General features: G+C 58.3%; 16 protein-coding genes and 1 pseudogene. 8 read left to right on the top strand and 9 right to left on the bottom strand.

Going from position 1 to position 19,129, the window contains the following annotated elements:
• Both NKJ17_RS30880 and NKJ17_RS30875 read left to right on the top strand, forming a co-directional pair.
• A partial coding sequence (locus NKJ17_RS30880) for a hypothetical protein (RefSeq protein WP_352691508.1) occupies positions 1–181 on the top strand: 181 nt, incomplete at its 5' end.
• Between the two features lie 281 nt (positions 182–462).
• A complete protein-coding gene (locus NKJ17_RS30875) occupies positions 463–1,557 on the top strand; it encodes an acyltransferase family protein (RefSeq protein WP_352507945.1) in 1,095 nt (364 codons plus the stop codon).
• Positions 1,558–1,582: 25 nt separating this feature from the next.
• On the opposite strand, the gene NKJ17_RS30870 is transcribed toward NKJ17_RS30875, so the two are convergent.
• From NKJ17_RS30870 to NKJ17_RS30860, 3 genes and pseudogenes are all read right to left on the bottom strand, one after another.
• The gene (locus NKJ17_RS30870; protein ID WP_352507946.1) at positions 1,583–1,750 is read right to left on the bottom strand and encodes a hypothetical protein; all 168 of its coding nucleotides are present in this window, start codon (positions 1,748–1,750) and stop codon (positions 1,583–1,585) included.
• A gap of 181 nt (positions 1,751–1,931) precedes the next feature.
• Positions 1,932–3,267: pseudogene (locus NKJ17_RS30865) on the bottom strand (IS1380 family transposase).
• A gap of 293 nt (positions 3,268–3,560) precedes the next feature.
• On the bottom strand, positions 3,561–4,238 hold the full coding sequence (locus NKJ17_RS30860) for a transposase (protein WP_352691506.1): 678 nt from the start codon (positions 4,236–4,238) through the stop codon (positions 3,561–3,563).
• Positions 4,239–4,345: 107 nt separating this feature from the next.
• Between NKJ17_RS30860 and NKJ17_RS30855 the strand changes: the two genes are divergently transcribed.
• On the top strand, positions 4,346–4,633 hold the full coding sequence (locus tag NKJ17_RS30855; protein WP_352507948.1) for a hypothetical protein: 288 nt from the start codon (positions 4,346–4,348) through the stop codon (positions 4,631–4,633).
• 279 nt (positions 4,634–4,912) lie between these two features.
• Here the strand turns inward: NKJ17_RS30855 and NKJ17_RS30850 are convergent, their stop codons facing one another.
• The 6 genes from NKJ17_RS30850 to NKJ17_RS30825 all read right to left on the bottom strand — a co-directional run bounded on the left by NKJ17_RS30850 (position 4,913) and on the right by NKJ17_RS30825 (position 12,585).
• Positions 4,913–5,626 (bottom strand): glycosyltransferase family 4 protein, encoded by a 714-nt coding sequence (locus NKJ17_RS30850; protein ID WP_352507949.1) that lies wholly within the window; start codon positions 5,624–5,626, stop codon positions 4,913–4,915.
• Between the two features lie 692 nt (positions 5,627–6,318).
• A complete protein-coding gene (locus tag NKJ17_RS30845) occupies positions 6,319–7,467 on the bottom strand; it encodes an acyl-CoA dehydrogenase family protein (protein WP_352507950.1) in 1,149 nt (382 codons plus the stop codon).
• A complete protein-coding gene (locus NKJ17_RS30840; protein ID WP_352507951.1) occupies positions 7,467–9,029 on the bottom strand; it encodes an amino acid adenylation domain-containing protein in 1,563 nt (520 codons plus the stop codon). The genes NKJ17_RS30845 and NKJ17_RS30840 overlap by 1 nt, the downstream gene beginning before the upstream one ends.
• Before the next feature lie 8 nt (positions 9,030–9,037).
• Positions 9,038–9,298 (bottom strand): acyl carrier protein, encoded by a 261-nt coding sequence (locus NKJ17_RS30835; protein ID WP_029356091.1) that lies wholly within the window; start codon positions 9,296–9,298, stop codon positions 9,038–9,040.
• Positions 9,295–11,868, bottom strand: coding sequence for an SGNH/GDSL hydrolase family protein (locus tag NKJ17_RS30830; RefSeq protein WP_352507952.1), 2,574 nt, complete (start codon positions 11,866–11,868; stop codon positions 9,295–9,297). Before NKJ17_RS30830 ends, NKJ17_RS30835 begins: the two co-directional genes overlap by 4 nt.
• Positions 11,869–12,324: 456 nt before the next feature.
• Positions 12,325–12,585: a hypothetical protein gene (locus NKJ17_RS30825; RefSeq protein WP_352508012.1), complete on the bottom strand. Its 261-nt coding sequence runs from the start codon at positions 12,583–12,585 to the stop codon at positions 12,325–12,327.
• Here NKJ17_RS30825 and NKJ17_RS30820 point away from each other — a divergent pair.
• From NKJ17_RS30820 to NKJ17_RS30800, 5 genes are all read left to right on the top strand, one after another.
• The gene (locus tag NKJ17_RS30820) at positions 12,475–13,677 is read left to right on the top strand and encodes a glycosyltransferase (protein WP_352691510.1); all 1,203 of its coding nucleotides are present in this window, start codon (positions 12,475–12,477) and stop codon (positions 13,675–13,677) included. The genes NKJ17_RS30825 and NKJ17_RS30820 overlap by 111 nt on opposite strands.
• Before the next feature lie 209 nt (positions 13,678–13,886).
• Entirely contained in the window at positions 13,887–15,104 is a 1,218-nt protein-coding gene (locus NKJ17_RS30815) for a glycosyltransferase (protein ID WP_352507953.1), read from the top strand.
• A 91-nt stretch (positions 15,105–15,195) separates the two neighbouring features.
• Positions 15,196–16,338: a hypothetical protein gene (locus tag NKJ17_RS30810; protein WP_352691504.1), complete on the top strand. Its 1,143-nt coding sequence runs from the start codon at positions 15,196–15,198 to the stop codon at positions 16,336–16,338.
• Between the two features lie 118 nt (positions 16,339–16,456).
• The gene (locus NKJ17_RS30805; protein WP_352507955.1) at positions 16,457–17,656 is read left to right on the top strand and encodes a glycosyltransferase; all 1,200 of its coding nucleotides are present in this window, start codon (positions 16,457–16,459) and stop codon (positions 17,654–17,656) included.
• Positions 17,592–19,121 (top strand): lipopolysaccharide biosynthesis protein, encoded by a 1,530-nt coding sequence (locus NKJ17_RS30800; protein ID WP_352507956.1) that lies wholly within the window; start codon positions 17,592–17,594, stop codon positions 19,119–19,121. The genes NKJ17_RS30805 and NKJ17_RS30800 overlap by 65 nt, the downstream gene beginning before the upstream one ends.
• Positions 19,122–19,129 lie beyond the last annotated feature (8 nt).

Raw genomic sequence — 19,129 nt, 5'->3', positions numbered from 1 at the left:
CCTCGCATCCAACGCCTCCGTGCAAATCACCAGGCGAAGTGAATCAAAATGCGGTCTCGATTGCCAGGTTTTTCGAGGTGTCCAGCTTCTCAGGCTTAGCCTGAGAAGCCCGAACCCGGTGGATCGCTCGCTGACTGTCTCGACCTTGTCGGCGTTCGCCGCACGGCAATCCCAAGGTTGATCGAACCGGCCCTGCCAAATGCCGCGGTGAGCCGCCTTGGCATTGCCTTGCTCGGCGGCGAATGTCCCATTCGAATACCGTGGCCAGTCCAATGCGAGGCCTTGTGTATTTCGGCGTGGAATAATTCCGGGCCGATTGACAGAAAGGGCGACCCTAGGCGCAGCGCCGTCTCCCCAATAGGAGGTATGACGTCGCATGCGAGGCGTCGAAAGAGGTAATTGCCTCCGAAATCACCTCCGGTCAGACTAAATGATTGTCGCGAGCGCGAGAGCCAGGCTCTGATGCTGAACAATCTCCAGGTGCTTCGGGCTGTCGCCGCCTATGCGGTGGTTTTGTACCATGCCCAATCGTTCATCGAGCGCCTGCACCCGCTTCCCGTTCATTCACATCTGGGGGCTGCGGGTGTCGATATATTCTTCGTCATATCTGGCTTCATCATGGTTTATGCGAGCGACAGAAGCCACTGTGGCCCCGCCGCGTTCTGGCGTGACCGACTCATCCGGATATTGCCGCTATACTGGATCACCACTTTCGCGATAATAGCCGTCAGCTCTGTCGGCTTCAGTCCGTCAGGACTGCACAATTGGGACGGCTCCGACCTGCTGACATCCCTGTTCTTACTGCCGAATATACGGCTCGACGGCGTTTCGGAGCCCATACTCGTTCCGGCATGGACACTGATCTACGAGGCCTTTTTCTATTTCTTCTTCGGCCTTTTCCTGCTTTCGGGGCGAATTAGTCGGGCAACTACCATTTTGTCGGTGGCCTTTCTGTCGTTTTGGTTCATGGGCGTAGTATTCAAGCCACAATCTTTTGTGATCGAGTACTATACGAATGCCATCCTACTTGAGTTCGCGCTCGGCTGTTTGCTGGGGCTCTTATATCTGAAGTCACGGGCACTCGACCTGCCCCACGGAGCAACACTGAGTGTCCTCGCGATTGGGGTAGCCATTGCTGTGCTGATTGCCCAGGACTGGTACTTGGGCGTCGAGGTTACGCGCACCGGGGAAATCAGGCTCATGCGGCTTGGCCTACCAGCGACGGTCATCGTCGCCGGAGCGTTGATGCTTGAGCGTTCAAACCATCGGGCGTCGCATCGAGGCGCTCTCCTGCTGGGGTCTGCGAGCTACGCGACCTACCTAATCCATCCGCTGATTCTGCACGGCGTGTACTTTCTTTCGGCAAAAGTGCTTCCGGCTGGTTCCATTTTCTCAGCCACTTTTTATTTGTTCGCCGCATTTGCCGCTGTCTGCCTCTTCAGCGTTGGCCTGCATTTGTGGGTAGAGGCACCGCTCACCCGCTCTCTCAAGCAGCTGTCCCGCAGCCAGTCAGGCAGGAGAGGTATTCCAATGCCCAAAGGTGCGAGCGCTCGGTAGGACCTGTCAAGTCTTCCCGGCGATGCTACAAGACAGCCGTGCCGGTGCGGTCGGTCTCGCGCGTCATGCCAAGGTGCAGCGCGGCATCGACCTGTTCCGCGTCCTCAGAGACGCTCAGATTGTCCTGAAGGTGCTTCGGCGTGTGGGCGTAGCCTTTGGTTGTCTGGAGCGAGGTGTGCCCCCATCCATTCACCGTGAACTGCCCTCCCAACGGCGTCTAGCCCGTCCTATTCATGAGCCTTGTGGTTCGAGCGCCGCTGAGCCGTTCGGTCATGCAGGTGTGAGGCGTCTTTTTCACCGCAGCTGAGACTGGACTTTGGAACGCGCTGGAGGGTCAAGGTGTCGGGTTCGGCGGGGCTTTGATGCCCCGGCGCTCACGGTCCTGCGGGCTGCAGCGTGAGAGCGATTTGTCGGAACAGGTTGGCCTCGGGACAGGCGGCGGCGAAGGCCAGGCGGATTCGCGAGACGGTTTCGATGACGCGGGCGCCGAGCTTGAGGAGCCTGCGTGGCGAACTCGGCGTTGCTGAGATGATCGGTTGTGGGCACCGCCTCGCGCAGGGTGAGCATGAGCCAGTATGCGGCGGTGTGCAGGACGAGGCGCACCTGGTTGGCAATCGGTGAGCGACAGCTGGTGCGGTCGGAGGCAAGCTGGCTCTTGTGCATCTTGATCAGGTTTTCGGCCTGGCCGCGGGCGCAGTAGAGCACGTCGTAGACATGCGCGGCAGAGCCTTTGTCGAGATTGGTGACGACGAAGCGGATGTCGAGGCCGCGGGTGGTTGCCTCGATGCGGGCGCAGACGCGGCGTTGCGTCTTCCAGGATTTCGCCTTGTATCGGGTCTCGGCATAGCCGCGCAGCACCGGCTTTTGCTCGAGCGCGCGGCGGGTGCGGATATCGTCGGCGGCTTCATCAACGAGACGCTGGAGAACCGTGTTGCCGGGCAATCCGAAGAGGTAGTCGAGCGCATTGTTCTCGCACCAGGCCATGACCTCCGCCCGGCCATAGTGGCCGTCGCCGCGGACCAGGATGCGGGTGGCCGGCCAGCGGGCGCGGATGCGCCGGACAAGCCGGCGCAGATGCCCGCGGATCTCCTTGCCCGTCGGGGTCTTGCCAGGACGCAGGATCATGGCGACCGGACGTCCGGTCGCGGCGTCATAGATGTGGATCGGCAGGAAGCAGCGCTCGTCGTAATGGGCGTTGAAGAGCGAGAGCTGCTGATGGCCGTGAACGACATCAACCGTGTCGTCGATGTCGAGCGTCACGCTTTTGGGCGGCGCGGCATAGCTCGACAGCCACAGATCGACCAGCACCCAGCCGAGCCGGATGAGGGTGCGCAGGTCTGGCAGGTTCTCCAGGCGCGAGCAGGTCGGCTGCGAGCACAAATCAATCCCGCTGTCGGGCAGCCGCCCGCAGGCGAGCTTGAAGGCCGGGTCGGTGCGCAGTCGGTCGAGATCGTTGGCATCCTCGTAGCCGCATGCGATCGCAAAGATGCGGGCGCGCAGAATGTCGGCCATGGCGTGTGTCACCCGCTGTGGGTCGCGCGGATCGTGGATCGCAGCGGCCAACCTGTCGGCCAGTTGCAGGCGTCGCTCGGCCGCGGCCAAAAGCATGACGCCACCATCCGAGGTGATGCGTCCGCCGTCAAACGCAGCTGTGATCTTCTTGCGCCCAACGGCTGGAAATGAGAGCGGCAGCAACGTATCGTCGGTCATGGCGGGTGTGGCTCGCGAGACGTGGTGGCAGGGCTGGCTTAGACAACCGAATCCCTACGCCAAATCAATCGCTTAGGCTACATCCGCCAACCTCTCAAACGCTCCGTCGTGCATAAGAAGGCTAGAATGCGCAGTTAATGTGAGAGGCCGCTCTACGGCCTGCTACCGGTTCCATGGACACAGAGTTAAGAGTCCGTTTTGAAATTCACGGATGAGCGTTTCGGCGGATGAGATTGCCGCCAATTGCGACAAGGATCATGGCTTGCGAGGGCAGTAGCCCAAGCGCAATGCTACTATCGCTCAGAATGCGTCAACGTTCTGCAACACGTGAATGAGGTACTCGCCCAGTGGGTGAGAAGGCCAATATGCAGGCACCCGCCGGGCTTAGCGTTTCCGGTCAGATCAGTCCGCCATTTGCGGATAGTTTGCCGGATGGAAGCCCTTCTGGTCGTCGGATCGACGAATGATCTCGACCACGAAGTCGAGGGCAGCGCCTTGGTGCGGCCAGCCCAGGCGACGGGGCACAGCACCATGAAGCTCAACCATCGTAGGCCGCTGGTCTTCACAAAGTGCGCATGGCTGGAGCGGACGGGATCCCGGTAGATGCCACGGGCGGTGATCTTCGCACCCCAGCGTCGCTCAATGGTGTCGTCGACGCCGATCACCACCGGCCCGGCAGGCACGAGACGGTCGACAATCAGCGACAGAAGCCGACGAGCAATGGCGCGCCCGCTCCAGCGCGCGCGGTTCAGAACCTGATGGTAGCAGGTGAAGTTCGAGGCCTCCCGGCGGCCGGTGATGCGTAGCGCCGCCGTCACGGTCCGTTTGCCAGGCGCCAGCAACGCGCCCATCAGCAAGATTAGAACATGCTCCCAGACAGGAGCCGTGAAGAAGCGGCGGAAGGGCTGCAGCCATGTTCGCAGAATATCCGGAGCGCGGTCGCCGGCGGCGGTGATGTGTGAAGATGTCATCCGCCTTGTCGAATCCGTCAGCCGACAGCGCGCAACACCGTCGGGTGCGGCATTTCGATTCACCCCCCCCCTGCGACGGGCGAGGCACCGCACTATATGGTCGCGCCATGCCAGGCCAGGACGACATCATCGCTCGCATCGAACGCTTCAACGAAAGCCGGGGCGGCGGCGTGGTCGTCGAGCGCCGCAAAGGCGGTTACACGCTCTTGCTCGAGGAAACGGGCGCCCCTATCGCACGTCTCAAGCCCGTCGACCAAGGCGGTCGCATGCGCGTCCTGTACTGGTCCTATCGGGAGCGCTGGGATGATGTCGGGCCGTTCGGCGGCATCATCCTGCCCCTCGACAAAGCCCTCGAATTCGTCGCGCGCGAGCCTCTCTTCTGGAACTGGGCCTGAACGCGAAAAGCCGCAACGCCTGACCCCAATTTTGGGCAAAGTCGAGCTAAGGCTCAGAAGCGGCATGGATAGGCAATCCATCGTCCGGGATTGAACCGATAGTTTTGATTTTGATGCTCGAGCGCTCCCGCGCCAGTGAGTATATAGAGCCCCAAAATTCGGGGTCGCGCCGGTTCAGTCGCCGGATCTTTATGAGCGCATGATTTCTTCTGGCGCGGGAAGTGGATTAGGATAACCTGCTGACGGCGCGGCCGCCTTCAATAAGAAAAACTGTGCAGCCTATAAGCTTCGGCTCGACGACATCCGGTTCTCGATTTCCTTTAGGATGTTGGTTGCGCGTGCGATGCGGCTATACCTGGCCAGAAAGTCTGCCTTCGCCTGCTGACCGATCTGATCCCGAAGCGCCTTGTTTTCGCGCAGGCGCTGAAGAGCTTTGACCCAGTCGGACGGGTTGTCTGGCGACACCAGAACGCTGTTGACGCTATCCCTCAAAACTTCTCGGATAACTGACAGGTCGGAGGACACTATGGGTTTGCCATGCGCCATATATTCGAAGAGCTTGAGCGGCGACATTCCCTCAGCGATATTTCGACCGCCGCCCTGGCCCTCTACATCTCTAAGATAGGGCGCGAGTACAACGTCCATTTCGGCCAAGTAGGCACATGTCGCGGCGTGAGGAACGTAGCCGTGAAACACTGTGTTCGGGCATTTGGCCAGCTTCGATGTCCAATACTCTATATCGCCTGGTGTTCCCCCGACGATGTGAAATGTCGCCCAGCCGCATCGAGGCGCAATAGCGCTTATTATCTCCATGACTTTTCCCTTATACAGATGTCCGACATAACCAACCTTGAACGTGCCGCTGAGGCTGCATGGCTCGACATTCGGCAGAACAAGATCCGCGCCATTGGGCGCGATGAAAAATTTTGCCGCATATTGGGGAAAGAGGCAGATGCTGTCGTCCCGCAGACGTTGCGACGTGACGACCAGCATACGGAATGCCTCTAGGCCTATCAGTTTGGCAAGGCGCTGACGCTGACGTCTGCTCAAACTGCCAATCGGGTCGTGAAGCTCAAAAACGGTCGTGAAACCCGAAAAGTCCGGCAGAAACAAGCGCTACAGTAGCCGAGCGTGTAAAGACGACATGCGGCCGCAGCCAGACCGCTGCAAGAAGCGCCAACACAGCAAAAAAAGCTCCCGGCCGGGCACAGGCCAAAAGGGTACGGGGAGAACGCGGAATGGGAACTCGGTACCGAATCCGTATTCGCGCGCGATCTTCTTATAATGATCCCGTGTATTCATGGAGGCGCGTGGAAGCAATAGTAGGACCTCCGCTCCGGCAACCCGAAATGCATGGCACATCTTTGCGACTTGTACCGCATTGGCGGCCGGCGCCGGGACGTGCGCAGAATGTATTAGAGAAGCCGCATCCACAAAGCCTATCTTTCACGCGTCGCGGCTGGTCTGGTTCTTCGCCTCTGAGCCGCAAATTCGGAGACCGCGGCCCGGGCAGACGCACCCAAGTCGAACGACAAAAGCGCCCTCCGCCGTGGTGGCACCGTGAGTTGTGATAGTACCACTCTCCGGTTGCCTCACCAAAATCGAGCGCCCTTTTTCGCGAACTGGGGGCAGGCCCAGCGACAGCACACGCCGCCCTTCACGGACAGGTTCTGACCACAGCGTCATCAAAGCCCCAGCCAGCCAGCAATAATGTTGCGCTGTATCTCAGAAGTTCCGGAATAGAGTTTGCTGCCGATGGCATCACGCACGGCACGTTCGACGTCGAATTCGCTCAAGAAACCATAGCCGCCGAAGACCTGGACGACATCGAGCGTGGTGCGAACTAGCGATTCGCTCACAAAGAGCTTCGAAACGGCGGCGTCGAGTGATACGGACTGGGAGCGCTCAAGGCCCCACGCCGCCTTGTAGACGAGCAATCGGGCCGCCTCCACCTGCATCTTCATGTCGGCAATCTTATGGGCGACCGCCTGGTGCTTGGAGATGGCCTGGCCGGACTGACGTCGGGTGCGCGTATAGGCGACTGCCTTTTCCAGAAGCCGCTCCATGGTGCCCACATGACTGGCGAATAGGCACGCCCGCTCCCAGTCCATGCTATGAGCGAACAGCCTGGAGCCGCCGCCCACTCCACCGAGAACAGCGTCCTTCGAAACAAATACGTCCTCGAAGACAAGCTCCCCGATCGGAGACGTCCGCAGTCCCATTTTTTCGAACTTTTGCGCGACCAGATAGCCGGACAGCGCGCGGTCCACGAGGAAGCTCGTGATGCCGCCGAAATACCCCTTGGCGCGGTCAGTGACAGCAAAGACGACGGCAACATCTGCCACCGGCCCGTTGCTCACGAAGGTCTTCGTGCCGTTGATTAGAAAGCCGTCGCCATGAGGCTCCGCCCGGGTTTGCATCGCAAATGCATCGGAGCCCGACTCCGGTTCGCTCATCGCATTGGCTGCTATCAAAGTGCCATCACAGAGCCCCGGAAGATATCGATTCTTCTGCTCTTCAGTGCCGAACTTCCAAATCGGCACCACGCAGGCCAGAAGGTGGGCGCAGATCGAGAAGACCAAGCCGGAATCCTCGCAGCCATAGCCAAGCGCATCGATTGCAATGGCCGTGGACAGGGAATCGAGACCGGGTCCCCCGTAGGCCTGGGGGACTGGCAGGCCGGTCAGGCCCATCTGCGCGCAAGCCCCCCACAACTCGCGCTGGAATACCTGGTCTCGGTCGCGCTGCCTGACATCCTTATTGAGCTTATCTTGCGCGAAGCGAAGGATCTGGCCACGCAGGATACGCTGCTCCTCGTTCAGCGCGAAATCCACTACTCCATCCTCATCAGATGCTGGTAGTCGATTTTATCTGTCGATGTCTTGGGAAGTAACTGCTGATGCGAGAACCAGTCCGGGGCCATGTAGGCCGGCAAGTTGTGGGCGCAGAACCGCTTCAACTCGATGAGCGACAGCGCATGGCCGTCGCGCGAGGCATAGAACACCTTTATGGAGACGCCCGACTCCTCCGAGCGAGCGATCGCCGCCACCTCGGAGATCGCTGGATGGCGATAGAGCGCAGTCTCGATCTCGCCGAGTTCGATCCGATATCCCCGTCTCTTCACCATCCGGTCGCGTCGACCGCGGAAGGTGTAGACTCCGCCATCGCCTTCGATCACTACATCGCCGGTACGGTACCAGCGACCGCTTGAATCGACATGAAAAGCGGCGCTTGTTCGCTCAGGCATGTTCCAATAGCCCAGCATCACGGGAGCACCGCTGATTGCGAGCTCGCCTTCCTGGCCTCGCGGCACGTTGCGACCATTCGCATCGATCACGCGTGCCTTAACATGCGAGCAGGCGCGCCCGATCGGAAACGGTGCCGAGCGGTCTTCGGCGATCGTCTGCGGGATTTCGTAGTAGGTACAGACGTTGGTTTCGGTTGGGCCATAGAGATTCAGGTAGCGCGCGCGTGGGACCACAGCCTTTAGCCTGCGCAGATGCTTGACCGGAAAAACCTCGCCGGCAAATAGAATGCACCGAAGAGCGTGGTCGTCGCGAGCATCAAGGCTGCCGTGCTCGACCAGAAGCGTGAGTACGGAGGGCGTGGAATACCAGACGGTCAACCGCCGCTCGGCGATAACCGACGCCATCCGGGTCGGATTCTTGCCGAGCTCCTCACCGATGAGGAATACGGTCGCGCCGTGCTTCAGCGGTACGAAGATGTCGAGAATAGATAGGTCGAAGTGGAAAGGCGCATGAGAGGAGAAGCGGTCGTTCTCGTCAGGGGCGAGGATATCGGAACACCAGTCCACGTAGCTCGAGCCATTACGATGCGTCAGCATCACGCCCTTCGGCTGGCCGGTCGAGCCCGAAGTGTAAAGCACGTAAGCGAGGTTGTCCGGCCCCGGCCGCGCCGATTCGTCCTCCACCGCCAAGCCGCCGGCCTCTACGCGAGCCAGGTACGTCGCGAGCGGCGAGGGACCGTCGGACCAGTCGAGCGGTAAGAGACAAGGTTCCGCAGCCAAGCGCGCCAACTCACAGCGCAAAGTTTCGGCTCGGGACGCCTCCACGAAAATCGCGCGCACGCCGCAGTCGTTAAATATGAACGCGTTACGCGCAGGCGGTGCCAGAGAGTCGACAGGCACATAGGCCGCGCCCACCTTTAAGATGCCGAACAGAACAGCGAGCGAGGCGATCGATTTTGGAAGGCAAATGCCGACGCGGTCCGCCGGCCGGACGCCGATCCGACGCAGATGGTCGCGGACTTGGTCCGACAGCGCGTCGAGCTCGCCGTAGGTGATCTGCCGCCCAGAGCTCGCCTCGACAGCGGCGCATGTCTGGGGATACCGCCTCGCGCTCTGTTCCAGATACTCGTGTAAGGCAGCGACCGTCATGGCGAGCTCTATGTGGACGCCTGCTTCGACTGGACGAAATTGGCAATTTGGGCGATCGAGTTCAGGTTCTCCGGCACGAGTTCGTCAGGGGCGATTTCGATACCGCAGGATTTTTCCAGGTAGGCAACGAGCTTAAGCGTCGCCAACGAGTCGAGAATGCCGTCAGTTATCAGCTCCGTTGAATCCGTCAGATTCTCCGGCCTTTCACCGGGCAGAAATTCCTTCAATATGAAATCCTTGGCCATCGTCCTGATCTGGATCGCGTTCATTGTTCCTCCTCTTGTGGAGCAACCGCAAGGTTCAGGGGAATGAGATCCTGGTGTTGCCGCAGCACCTCGTAAAGCTTGTCGGCGATGAGCCGATGGCCGGCGGCGTTTGGGTGATCATCCCAAGGTGCCACAACAAGGGTCCGCCAGTCATACCCGTCATACACACCGGAAAGATCGAGAACGTTGAATCCAGCCCCGGCAGCGAGGCGCCTCTCCAGCTCGGGACTGATCTTCTCGTTGGGTCTGGGCAGATAGATCCAAAAGACCTCGACACCTTCTCGCTTCGCTGTTTCCATCATTCGAGAATAGATCGCATGCAGAAGTCTCTCCCCGTAGGGCGTGAGCTTTCTTTTAAGCACCTCGGAGTCAGCCCTGTGATCTATCCCGCTCTCGCGTACAATGTCGCGCACGAAGTCGTAGCGATATGCGGAGCCATTCTGGATTGCTTGCACGAGATTCTCTAGCATTCGTGGAACAAGCGCGCTGTGCTCGAAGTAAAAGATGAACTTTGGTTTGAATGCGAGCACCCGATCCTCGATTATGGCGAGCATGTCCAGAGAAGAATAACCCCCGACGGCAAAGTTCAGCACCTCGTAGTGTCGATACCCGCTGTCGGCCGCCTGCTCATTCAGCCGCCGCTCCAACAAGCCCTCGAAAATCTCCCCATCCGCGACGCCCGCGCCGAAGACGTGCGAAGCGCCGACGATTGCGATTCGTAGGGTGCCGGGAGAAGGAATCTTTTCGTAGTCTTGATCTCGCATACCCCAGCGGTTGATATGGACCTGCGTTCCCTTAAAGTCCGCTTGGGAGAGTGGACGCAGATAGGTCGTGGGAAGCGCTCCCGTGAACTCAATCAGCTCCGTCTCGCTTAAACTGTCCCATACGTTCCCTTGTTGGCCATAAACAATCCACAGTTCTGGGTTAAATGCGCCGACATTGACGAGGTTCTCGTAGTAGCCGCGCTCCAGGTTCGCACTATCGCGGGTATTTAGGTTCGGCATTCTAATGTCGGCCATTGCGGTACTGACCGTCTCGCCGAGGCGATCGCGAACCCCGGGGAGCGCGATGCAAACCGCGATCAATCCGCTGACACCGACCGACGCAACCGACCGCCGGAAACTGTACTGGCGGTCGGCGGCGCCACGCGCGAGCGCAAGGGCAGGAATGCCAATGATAGCTGCCACCGTGACCAGCACGAGGGCAGGCGTCGTGTTGCCAGGGCCTTCCACGCCCACGGTGTCGAAGACCGAGAACCATTGCGGGACCGAGCTCGCGCTCCAAAACGACCAAAGGAGCGAGATGACGATGAAAACGCCGATGGTCCGGCCCGCAGTTTGCAGCGCACCGTTCCAGCTTAGTGCCCCGCCACGCAGGCGCCGCGTGCGACCGTGCCGCATTTCATAGTGGGCGTTGATCGTCACAAGCACGGCCAGGATCATCCAGAAGAGGAAGTCGTTCCAGGTGAATACCCAGGTGCCACGTAACCAGAACCACTGATAGTTGTGCAGCAGCCAAGTCGCGAGGAACGCGAGGAGGGTCGCGCTGACCAGCGCTACGCTCTCTCCCCAGCGTCGAAAACGAAAATACAACGGATAGTATACAATTTTCATTATGAAGTCCTTCCAGTATATATTTATTCGACGCCAGAAATCTGTGAAACTTGAGGAAAGAAAGTACAGATTGTGGGTTTCTGGAAGGTTGAATCCAAATAAATGCAAAATCCCGGTGATTATGTGAAAAGTTCCTGAAACCTTCAGATAAAGTAAAAATGGCCATATGATAAATTGCAAAAGCTCAATCTGGTTGTGTACGTCCGCAGCATCGATCACAAACCGCTGGTACACGATACGGTAGCATATTAAATGGATAGCGCCGCGAAACATCCACTGAACACCTGTTTGATAGATATAATGCCGGTCAGCATTGTAGTAGCTGCTACGGAAAGTTCTAAAATCTACGACCGGAAAGAGCGGGAAGCACACGTTCGGCAACATGAAAAAATACGCGAGACGTTCCGAAACCGTCGCCATCCTCTGGTCACGCCGCATTTCGTACGCATAGACAATGAGACGGAACATGAACATGGAAGCGAGCACGGGCCAGACGGCGCGCGTCCACGGGGTCACAATCCAGTCCATTCGTGCGGCGGCGAGCCCGCAGCCGGCGCCAACCAACGCCAGCACTCTCCATCCAAAAGCGATCGGTAGGTGGACAATTCCGATCAGTACGAGCCCAATGGCGACGATCCAGGCGGCATCGATGAGGCCCTCAAATCTCCAGTGGTGCCAGTTGGGCCCAAGGTTCGCGAAAACCGCGGCGATAGCCGCGAACGAGAGCAGCACGAAAAACGGCAGCCGGTAACGCTGTGGCAGGAAGTAGTGCACGCACCAGCCGGCGAGGGCAACGAGTAGGACGCGGACAAGCGCAGTAGTCTCGAGCCTAAGGAGATAGACCAGCGCGATGAAGAGGGCCAGCTCGCCGGCTATGGCGAACCAAGCCAGGATGCTTCTCGACTCAGTCCCCGTAGGATCCGCCGACCAGGGAAGGGACAATGTCTTGATCGAATGCACGCTCGCGCGCCTCAACCGGCTGGCAGCGGAGGACATCGACAAGAAGTCGCTTTGGGGCACGAGTAAGATCCGCAATCTGCTGGTGAACCGCCCTCTGCCATGGCTTCTGTCCCCTTGATAGGCTAAGGCGCCCAGGTCCCTTAAAGCGTTGCCATGACTAGTTCTTTGGACCCAGTCCGATTCCGCGCAAACGCAAAAGTATTAGCACGTAACATATCACAGAATAATCGCTCCGCTGTGCCCGGGGTAACAGCGACACGTCTCTGAGACGTTTAAATCCAACAAGCTAAATCTGATCTGAGACGTTTAAATCCAACAAGCTAAATCTGATCTGACCGACTGGAAGCCGTTGGGATAACCCTCCTATGGACGGCACGTGCCACGACCCAAAAGGACAAGGGGTAATCCCAGGATTCGGGGTTCGTCTCCATACGGCACCCACCGAGGTGTGGCATGTCACCCCAATGCAGTAGCACCGATATCGGGACGCATGAGACCGAAAGTGCGGCTCGGCTTGGGAACGCAGCCACCGGATGGATTCGGCGCGATCGGTGCGGCGATATGAGAGCACAGGCTGCGGAAGGCAAGATTGACCAGGGGCATCGACTGCGTATCGCTCATGTCATCACCCGTCTCATCAACGGCGGTGCTGATGAGAATACCGTCCATTCCTGCAATTGGGCCGCGCAAGGAGGACATGATGTTGTCCTGCTGCATGGCGAGGCCGTCCACCCGGAAATTGTAGCTAAAGTGGACCCGCGGGTGGAACTCATTGGCGTCCCGGGCTTGACCCGATCCATTTCGCCTGTCTCCGACGTGAAGGCATTGTTGGCGCTCACCCGGAGATTCCGCACCTTGAATGCCGACATCGTGCATACGCACACCAGCAAGGCAGGCATTCTCGGGCGTCTCGCCGCATGGGCGGCGGGAGTTCCAGCGATCGTTCATGGCGTGCATATCGTGCCTTTTATCAATGTCGGCGTCGCCGAGCGGTTTGTGTATCTCGCCTTGGAAAAGCTGGCAGCGCCAGTCACCAGTGCGTTCATCAGCGTGAGCGAGGGCATCCGTGACTTGTGCTTGAGCGCAGGAGTCGGACATCCAGACAACCATTATGTCGTCCGTTCCGGATTCGATCTCGATCGTTTTCACAACGCCGGTCCGCCCGACGATTGGCGCGATTTGTTGCGCTTGACGCCGGGCGCGCCGCGCCCGCCTGTGCTCTTGATGATCGCGGCATTCGAGCCACGCAAGCGACACGCGGAATTTCTGGACGTTTTCAAGAAAGTCGCCGTCCGCTTACCCGACGCGGTGCTTGTGCTCGCGGGCGACGGGCCGCTTCACTCGATCGTCGAATCGCGCGCCAAGTGGCTTGGGCTCGAGCGCCAAGTGGTCTTTACGGGTTATCGGGACGACCCCGAGCGGCTGATCGCGCTCGCGGATCTCTGCCTGCTCTGTTCCATGCGGGAGGGATTGCCCCGCGTGGTCATGCAATATCTCGCCGGCGGCAAGCCATGCGTCGCTTGCGATCTGCCAGGTCTTCGCGAAGTGCTCCGCCCTGGTATCAACGGTGTGATTACACCCGCGGACGATTTGGCAGCCATGGCCGACGCCATTGCCGCCGTCCTGGAGGATCGTGAAAGACTGGCTTGCCTCGCCCAAGGGGCCGCGGCGACGGATCTTTCGAACTGGGACGTCAAGCTGATGGGCAAGCGCATCGATGCCATTTACCGCGAGGCTCTTGACCAGCATCGGGCAAGCAGGGGAGTGTCAACAAGGCCTCCTGTCCGAAATGTGACGCTTCCGCGATGAACGGGTGTGACCTATGCGTTTGACAGTGATCGGGCAGGTTGTCGGATTGGTTAGCGATGCATGCTTTACCGATTTCGGGTGCGTCGATCTGGACGATAAGAGGATCGATGCGCTGAAAGGTGGTGAGATGCCAACAAAGTCATCTTCTCTTGCACATGGGACGGGGGGTGGCCGCCAGTGGCTCCAGGAACGCTATCCGGCGGATTGATATGATTGTAACAGAAATTGTCTCTGCTCATCCGATGAAGCCCCCCCAAGCCGAAGCTCTTCCGAGCATACGTATTCTGCTCGTGCTCCCAACCTATTTTCCTGAGTCATATGGCGGTGCCGAACAACAGACGCGCCGATTTGCTCGGGTGCTGGTTGAAAGGGGCGTTTCCGCAACCATTATGGCACCCAGATTGTCGCACTCGACGCCGAAACGGTCCGTCATCGACGGGGTGCCCATCCAGCGCCTTCGTTTGCGCGCGGCGCCGAATTTAGGCGGGCGGCATATGCTGTCGTTCTTGTCGTGGTGTGTCCAGGTTGTAATCTGGATGCTGCGCCGTCGCGACGAATTCGATGTCGTACATATCATCCATGCCCGACTTCACGCTGTTCCGGCGGCATTGGCAGGAGCCCTCCTGCGCAAACCGGTTCTCGCAAAATTGGGCCGGGGCGGACGGTGTTTCGATCTCGACGTTGTACGCGAAAAGAAAATCATTGGTCGCTGGGCGTCCGCCTTGATTAAACGTCACGTCACGGCCTTCATCGCCAATAGCCGCCAAATCGCTGGTGATCTGAAGAGACATGGCATCGGCGCGGATCGCATTCATATGATTCCGAATGGGATCGATCTGCCCCGCAAGTCGCGCCGCGAGCCGAGCGCCGATGGCAGCCGACGCTTTATCTGCCTTGGCCGTCTCGATCCGGAAAAATGCCTCGAGCACATGATCGATGCGTTCGCGGCACTTCCCGCCGACGCAAAGGCGCAACTCACCATCCTGGGCGATGGTCAGTGCCGTGTCACTCTCGAGGAACAGGCTGCCCGGTTGGGCCTTTCCGGCAGGGTCACATTCGCCGGCGCGGTCGAAGATGTCTTTCCCTTTCTGTGGCGGGCTGATTTCTATCTTTCCACCTCGGCGTCGGAAGGCATGTCAAACGCCCTGCTCGAGGCCATGAGCTGCGGGGTGGTCCCGATTATCACCGATGTCAGCGGTGCATCCGACATTGTAGAGCACGAGCGCAGCGGCTTTTTGGCTCGCTCGCATGCGGAGTATTGCGGACTGTTTCTTCGCGCGCTCAACCTATCGGAAGCCGAACGTGATGAGATGGCGCGCCGCGCAGTACAAACTGTCGCTGCGCGATTCAGCATGGAAAGCGTCGCAACACGGCAAATGAGTCTCATCGCCACGCTTATGCAGAAAGCTTTGCGATGCGCCCGCTGAAGCTTGCTTGCGAGATATTGTGGCGGACTCTCACGGCTTATGTCCGCATTGCTTGCTTCGTTTTTTCTCGAACCTGCGGGTAAAAGATAATATGAGGCTCATCCTTCATATCGGCACGCATAAAACGGGAACCACGGCGCTACAGCATTTCCTTTCCGCAAACAGGAAAAGGCTGAACGACTCTGGCATATGCTACGCCTCGCCAGCCCATGAGTTTGATATCAACAGCATTGCCAATGCACTTTTGATAGATGGACAAGAGAAATTCCGACAGTTCATTCTTGAGAATTTGAGAAAGGCAGAGCGAAACGGAGCTACCACAATCATCGCAAGCTCCGAGAATTTTTATGCTATGGTGCGGTACCTGACGCGCTTTAAAGCTGAGAAAACGAGCGCGGAGGCCCTTGCAAAAGAGCGCAGTCTCATCGAGCGCCTGCGCGCCGCCATTCCGACCGAAGTAGAATGCCACATACTATGCTACGTACGAAGGCCAGATCATTATCTTGAATCTCTGTACAATCAAAATGTAAAGAAGGTGGCTCTGCTTACCAGCGATATTGGCGACTTTCTCCACATGATTGATGACATGCTGGACTATCATCTTTACCTATCCATTTGGCGCGATGTCTTTGGGAGCAGCGCCTGCTCGGTACGCGCTTACGAAGCGGCCCTGCCCAATCTGATCGACGATTTTGTGAGACATGTTCTCAATATTGAGGATATCTCGTCTTTCACTCGGCCGAATCTTCGTGCCAATGAGAGGCTAAGCCGAGATGTCCTGGAATATATGCGGCTTAGAAAGCAACATATTCGTTATTCCGAGCGCAAATTGGAGCGTGGGATATTTGCATTGGTAGACAAGAGAATAACAAGCCCCAACAACAATCACGAATATCTCTCGCCCGATGACAGAGCCGCGCTCCTTTCGAAGCTGGAACCCTCCATGGAGCGCCTACGAACGGAATTCAATCTGCCGCTCTTTCCGAGCTTCAACCTCGAAGCGGCTAGGGCGTTCTGGCATCCTTATCCGGGACTTTCGCTCGAAAAGAAGCGAGAGATCGACTTCCACTACGACGCCGTTCAACGCCAGGTCGGCTTCCGTCTGGAACGCCTTCTCATACGGGCGGCGTCGTTGGCGCGCAGGCGGCTGCCATTTCTCTCATGGCCTCTCGATTTTGCGCGCGCCAGCGGAATACGCCGATTGCTGCTGGAGGCGGCAAGCCGGTTTCAGTGAACCAGTGCTGCCTTTATGTCGCGATGCTTAGCTGGGGGGGTGCCTGTCCGTCGGCATAAAGACTTAGGTTAATGAAGCGATGACAGCAGGACGGCAACGGTGATTTGGGGCCTAAGCAATGAGTAATTTGAAGCTTGTCTATGCGCATCCCGTGCCTATTCCGGGCCAGGCGGCAAATACCGTGCAGGTCGTGAAGGCATGCAGCGCGTTTCAAGCAATCGGCTGCAGAACCGTTCTTGCAATTCCCCTTGATCGACCCGGCACGAACAAGTGGAGCGAAATCAGGAAGGCCTACAATCCAGAGCGGCGTGTTGGTTTGTGGTGCATACCATTCGACCATATTCCAGCCCAACAGCTTGTCTTTGGCGGTGCCGTGTCGTTGCTCGCATGGCTGACGGCGCGCGATGCCGTGATCACACGGTCGATCTCCATTGCCAGGGTTACGGCTGCAGCGGGCATGCCAACGGTGCTGGAGTTGCACAGCCCGGTTGAAGCCGAGCGCCAAGCTGTCATCAAGCGCTTCAACATGCTGGCGAAGTCGAAAAACCTTCTTTCGCTCGTCGTCATCAGCGAAGCGTTGAGGAAACACCTTGAAAGCCGGTGGCCCGAGCTGTCAGGTCGTATCCTGTCCACGCCGCTCGGCGGCGATCTCGTTACTGAGCCGGAGCAAGGCGCGATTCCGCTCTGCGGGGATTTCAATGTTGGATATGCGGGGCAACTCTATCCAGGAAAAGGAATGGAAGTCATACTTCCTCTTGCGCAAGCCTGCCCTTGGGCTACCTTTCATATCGTCGGTGGGGCACAGGATGACATCGACCAGTGGCGGGCTCGGGCAGAATCAGCGAGAAATATCATCTTTCACGGATATGTGCCGCATGCCCGGATCCCGTCCTTCCTTGCGGCTTTCGACGTGGCGCTCGCGCCCTATCAGCGGGTTGTACGAGGCGTCGGCAATAATGCTACGAACCTGGCCGACTGGATGTCGCCACTGAAGGCATTCGAATACATGGCGCATGGAAAAGCCATCCTCAGCAGCGATCTTCCGGTTTTGCGAGAAATATTCACCGGTGGCGAAACCGCACTTCTTTGCTCCCCGGATGATGTTACGGACTGGACTCGGGCGCTGACCCAATTGCGCGACAATACCGAGTTGCGGACGCGGCTTGGCGAGAATGCGAGACGGCGAATGCAGCGCGAATTCACCCGCGAGGCGTGGGCGAGAAAAATAGCCCACGATATTGGATCGCGTTTGCATGCACGGAAACGCCGCAGGCCAACTGGACAGTCTGGAGCAAGTCGATTTGGATCAAACAACTGAACATAGGGAGCTGACACGGAGCGCGGCCAGGGGCCTCTCGTGGTCTGGTGCCACATTGCTGGCCCAGACCATATTGAACATCTTTGTCACGGCTGTCCTTGCTCGCCTGCTTTCTCCTCAGGAATATGGTGTCGTTGGCGCCGCGCTTATCGTGGGGGCCTTCGGCAACACAATCGCCAATCTCGGCATGTCGCAAGTCGTGGTCCAGCGGAAGGATCTCGATAGGCGCCATATGGGAACCATCTCATTCCTGTCTCTGCTGATCGCCACCTGCCTTGCTGTGCTTCAGTGGCTGCTTGCAGGTCAGATCGCCGATTTCCTTCATGTGTCGGAATTGGTCCTCGTTTCGCGCATCCTTGCGGTGATGATGGTCGCGAACGCGTTCAATCTGACCGCCGAGGCCATTTTGTCGCGACACCTGAGATTCAAAATATCCTCCATAGCGAGGCTGGTCGCTTGGATTGCTTCCCACGTCGGCCTAGCCATTCCGCTTGCCTATTTCGGACTGAGCTATTGGGCCTTGGTGGTCGCGTACATGGCCGAGGCGCTCATCTTGGCCAGCATCTACCTCTTCATTGCCAGGGACTATCTCGTGAGTCCTCGTTTCGACATGCAGTCCTACCGCGATATCCGCAGCCAGAGCCTGGGCTATTCGCTGGCCGGTATATCGAGCTTCACCGCCAAATATATCGACAATGTTATTGTCGCGCGCTTGATCGGTACCGGAGAGCTTGGCATTTACTCGCGCGCGTTTTATCTGATCGCGATGCCGGCAAATCTGTTCGGCAATCTGAACAAGAGTGTGGTTTTCCCGCTCCTATCGAAGGTTCATCATGATAAGGCGAGGCTCCGCACCGCTCAGCTCAAGGGTTATGCGTTGACGGCGGCGCTTGCCCTACCGACTAGCGCGTTTTTATGCTGTTTTGCGAACGAGCTGGTCCTGACAGTCCTCGGTCAGAAATGGATCGACGCCGTCGCTCCTGTTGTCGCATTCTCTGCAGTAATTTATTTCCGTGTCGGTTACAAAGTATGCGCAGCCGTGATGCTTGCGACAGGCCGCAGTTACCGAATGGCCTCCATGCAAATCACTTACATGGCCCTTGTCGCTTCATTCGCATTCTTCTCGGCGCCCTACGGCGTGAACGCGGTGGCGTTTGCAGTGTCCGGCGCCATTGTGACGAGTTTTATCCTTTATGCGGCGGTCAGTTGTCGGATGACAGGATTATCAGCTCTGGATTTCGTACTCGTCCATGTACCGCCTGTCGCATTCGCCGCTGTGGTCTTCGCCACTGGCTCCGCGGTCAAAATGCTGCTTGCCGGATCGCCCGAGTATCTTGTGCTCGCGACCGGGCTTCTCGTTGTAGGTACATTGTCCGTTGTCACTCTCTATCTGAGAGCCTCACTCCTCTTCGGGAAATATGGGCGGGAAGTCCTGCAAAGCATAACACCCAGGAAGCTGAAATAGACGCTGCG

The organism is Mesorhizobium sp. M0208 (genome assembly GCF_040322015.1).
Taxonomy (GTDB): domain Bacteria; phylum Pseudomonadota; class Alphaproteobacteria; order Rhizobiales; family Rhizobiaceae; genus Mesorhizobium.
This window is presented reverse-complemented; position numbering and strand designations above follow the sequence as displayed.

Bases quoted from the DNA above. Each gene is read 5' to 3' on its own strand.
- NKJ17_RS30860 (WP_352691506.1), bottom strand. From the start codon at position 4,238: ATGACATCTTCACACATCACCGCCGCCGGCGACCGCGCTCCGGATATT.
- NKJ17_RS30875 (WP_352507945.1), top strand. From the start codon at position 463: ATGCTGAACAATCTCCAGGTGCTTCGGGCTGTCGCCGCCTATGCGGTG.
- NKJ17_RS30850 (WP_352507949.1), bottom strand. From the start codon at position 5,626: ATGCTGGTCGTCACGTCGCAACGTCTGCGGGACGACAGCATCTGCCTC.
- NKJ17_RS30800 (WP_352507956.1), top strand. From the start codon at position 17,592: ATGCACGGAAACGCCGCAGGCCAACTGGACAGTCTGGAGCAAGTCGAT.
- NKJ17_RS30855 (WP_352507948.1), top strand. From the start codon at position 4,346: ATGCCAGGCCAGGACGACATCATCGCTCGCATCGAACGCTTCAACGAA.
- NKJ17_RS30810 (WP_352691504.1), top strand. From the start codon at position 15,196: ATGAGGCTCATCCTTCATATCGGCACGCATAAAACGGGAACCACGGCG.
- NKJ17_RS30805 (WP_352507955.1), top strand. From the start codon at position 16,457: ATGAGTAATTTGAAGCTTGTCTATGCGCATCCCGTGCCTATTCCGGGC.
- NKJ17_RS30835 (WP_029356091.1), bottom strand. From the start codon at position 9,298: ATGAACGCGATCCAGATCAGGACGATGGCCAAGGATTTCATATTGAAG.
- NKJ17_RS30815 (WP_352507953.1), top strand. From the start codon at position 13,887: ATGATTGTAACAGAAATTGTCTCTGCTCATCCGATGAAGCCCCCCCAA.
- NKJ17_RS30825 (WP_352508012.1), bottom strand. From the start codon at position 12,585: ATGCAGCAGGACAACATCATGTCCTCCTTGCGCGGCCCAATTGCAGGA.
- NKJ17_RS30840 (WP_352507951.1), bottom strand. From the start codon at position 9,029: ATGACGGTCGCTGCCTTACACGAGTATCTGGAACAGAGCGCGAGGCGG.